The following is a 2,996-nucleotide window of genomic DNA, read 5'->3' as shown; positions in this document are numbered from 1 at the left end:
GACTACGGCACACTAGAACCACACGAGAGTGGCCCTGTTTTCAGTTGGCAGAAGTGGCCCTGTTTTCAGTCGGCGTTAACATTGGGTGGTCGTTTAGTCGCGCATATCGCCAAGGAACTCGGCTTCCCTCGGCAGTGCGCCTACCGGTGGGTGCGCCGCTATCGTGCCGAAGGTAAAGCCGGCCTCAGCGGCCGGTCGTCGCGGAGGCACTCGATGCAATCCCTGACCAGTCCGGAACGTGACGCGGCCGTTCTGGAGGTCGCACACGCTAACGCACTGGCAAGGCCCGGATGGCCGCCGACACCGGCGTTCCCGCACGGATCGTGTCGAGGGTGTTGGCGCGCCACCACGTTCCGGCGAGTGTCACCAATCTGGTGGCGCGGTACACCTGGCGGGTATCCCATAGGACGATTGCGTTGACGGGTACGGATCCAGCATCTTCATCAGATTGAGTAGGAGCTGCAAGGTATATCAAACACACCTTACCCGCGGACACTTTCTACCAACGGGCCGTCGTGAGCGCGTCCGGGTATTCGAGGGTGCCACCACCGGAGCACCGTAAGTCGACAGCGACCTAACGGTAATTTCTGCCGCGGTTCCCGAGCAGGTCCATTAGTGCGATTACTAGGGCGATGATCACTAGGCCGAGCGCAACCATCATCCCGTTGAAGAATCCTTCGCGAAATACCTGCACACGGTCGGGCTGGCCTGCCCCGGCGAATAGCGTCGCGTAGAAGGTTGAAATGACGGCCGCGACACCGATCGCCGTTCCCACGCGCTGGCCGACCTGCGCCATCGATCCTGCGACTCCGCCCTGGGTGACTGGAACATCGGTCAAGGTGATTGTCTGGTTCAGCGAAATGACAAGACCTCCGCCGGCACCAGTGACGGTCATGGCTGCGGCGATCAGCCACGGCGCCAGATTTGGACGCACGTACAAACCAGCGAGCAAAACGAGCACAAAGCCAATGACAACCGTGACAAGGCCAATAACCACGAGCTGGCGCCCCCAACGGTCGACCAAGCGACCGCCAAGCCACGAGGTAACAGCGGAGGCGAGGGCGAAAGAGATACTCACCATTCCGGCGAAGACGGGTTCGAGATCGAGACCTTCCTGCAGAAACAAAGTGACCAGCAAAAAATACGGCGGAATTGACGCAAAATAAGCCGTCGCAATCAGTATCCCGTTGCGATATGACGACGTTCGAAAAAGGGAAAAATGGACCACTGGCGACTTGCCGATTTGTTGGTAACGTCTCTCCCACCAGATGAAAACGGCTCCGGCGAAAACGAAGAGAATCAACCAGAACCAGCGGTTCGGGGCATCCGTAGGCGCACCAGTTGTCAGCACGAAGGGAAGCATCAGACCCAGAGTCGCAACTCCAAGCAGCAAGATACCAACAAGATCAAGCTCGCTGTTTTGGTGTGCATGCAGCTGACGTTTCGGAAGCAAGCGGATGGCGAAGAACAAGGCAACAAGCCCCAACGGCACATTCATCCAAAACAGCAGTCGCCAACCAGCGTCGGCGCCACCAACGCCGATCAAAAGTCCACCTAGAGTTGGTCCAAAAGCCGTTGAAATTCCAATGACTGCACCGAATAACCCAAAGGCGCGACCACGTTCTGCACCTTGGAATAGTTGTTGGATCAGCCCCAGTACCTGCGGCATCTGGATACCGGCGGCAACTCCTTGAAAAATACGTGCCACCACAAGCAACTCGATTGTAGGCGCGATAGCGCAAAGAACACTCGCGACCGAGAACGCACTAAGCCCGATGATGAACATCAGCCGTCGAGAATAAATATCGCCCAGCCGACCCGATGGCACCAGCGCCAATCCAAAAGCGAGCGCATAACCGGCGACGATCAATTGCAACTCGGTAACACCACCACCGAGCGACTGCTCGATCACCGGCAACCCAACATTAATCTTCGACAGGTCAAGAATAGTAAGAGAAGCGACGCCGGCAGCGACCCAGAACGCCTCCCACTTCAGCCGATCGGGACCTCCGGACGAAGGAGAAGAATGGTCAACCATAGCCAGTCAAGTCTAGAAGCATCCGCTGGTATGGCCGGTTCGAATCTTGTTCACACACCGCAATTCCAGCCTGAACAACCGCGACGCCGTGGAGAAACTCGTGGATCAGTACGTGGGGTCAACTCGGCCGAGCACACATTCTTCGATAACTAGCGTACTTTCACTATGGTTATGATTCCTCCTCGAGTGCGCGAATCAGCAGTGCCCTTTCGCGACGCCCAAGCTCGGTACTTCGCACAATCGTTTCGGAGTATCGCTGTCGGCGTTCTTTGCCTCCCGTGACGTACTCATTTTCCCCGATCCCTCGTATCGTCTTGGATATATCAATGATGCGCACGCTGGTGAACTCACCAATTGGCGCATAATTCGATTCCTCCACCTGGCACAGGCACCCCATTACCCTGAATCGCTGAAGAGGGTAAAGAACTGTGTTGATCGCCTCGTCCACCACGCGCGGCGGAAGATGTCAACTTTTATGAGTCAGTTTCTTTAGCCGGTCATTGAGTTCGTTCCTTCCTGCCCGCTCCAGCTGAGTCCTGTCATTACTGCGTTCATCAAGGGAACTCCTTCCCCGCCCTCTACGGCACTATTCGAGACAATCCCGATGCCCTACCCAAGGTTGACGAAAAGGGGACGTCGCCGAAACAACAGCACTAGGGACGCCCCCAATACCAACACATTCAACAAAGGCACAGGGTGTGTCTCGGTAACGGTGTTTCCGGCGTTTTTCATTAGTAGGATTCTGCGTTCGGCCAGCGGCCGTGGAAGGTGATGGCGAAGGCGTTGAGAGCTGGTTTCCACCTCATCGTCCAACGAGCTCGGCCCTCACCGGTGGGGTCGAGACTGCGAGTGACCAGATACAAGCATTTTAGAGCGGCCTGAACCGTCCCGGGTTTCATACCGCCGTTTTGTTGGCGGCTTCGATATTTATCGGGCCGTTTGTTTCAGCGTAGTAGTT

At 56.5% G+C, this 2,996-nt stretch carries 1 protein-coding gene and 2 pseudogenes; 1 reads left to right on the top strand and 2 read right to left on the bottom strand.

All coding sequences use genetic code 11. The annotated features are described in order from the left end of the window. Positions 1 to 96 precede the first annotated feature (96 nt). Positions 97 to 347, top strand: a pseudogene (locus tag CXY71_RS00320) (leucine zipper domain-containing protein); the annotation flags it as partial. A 227-nt stretch (positions 348 to 574) separates the two neighbouring features. On the opposite strand, the gene CXY71_RS00315 reads toward CXY71_RS00320, so the two are convergent. Both CXY71_RS00315 and CXY71_RS00305 read right to left on the bottom strand, forming a co-directional pair. Further along, positions 575 to 2,038, bottom strand: coding sequence for an MFS transporter (locus tag CXY71_RS00315; protein ID WP_104133755.1), 1,464 nt, complete (start codon positions 2,036 to 2,038; stop codon positions 575 to 577). A 731-nt stretch (positions 2,039 to 2,769) separates the two neighbouring features. Next, positions 2,770 to 2,931, bottom strand: a pseudogene (locus tag CXY71_RS00305) (IS256 family transposase); the annotation flags it as partial. Between the last annotated feature and the right edge of the window lie 65 nt (positions 2,932 to 2,996).

The sequence above is a fragment of the Cryobacterium sp. Y62 genome (genome assembly GCF_002929785.1).
Taxonomy (GTDB): domain Bacteria; phylum Actinomycetota; class Actinomycetes; order Actinomycetales; family Microbacteriaceae; genus Cryobacterium.
This window is presented reverse-complemented; position numbering and strand designations above follow the sequence as displayed.

Bases quoted from the DNA above. Each gene is read 5' to 3' on its own strand.
- CXY71_RS00315 (WP_104133755.1), bottom strand. From the start codon at position 2,038: ATGGTTGACCATTCTTCTCCTTCGTCCGGAGGTCCCGATCGGCTGAAG.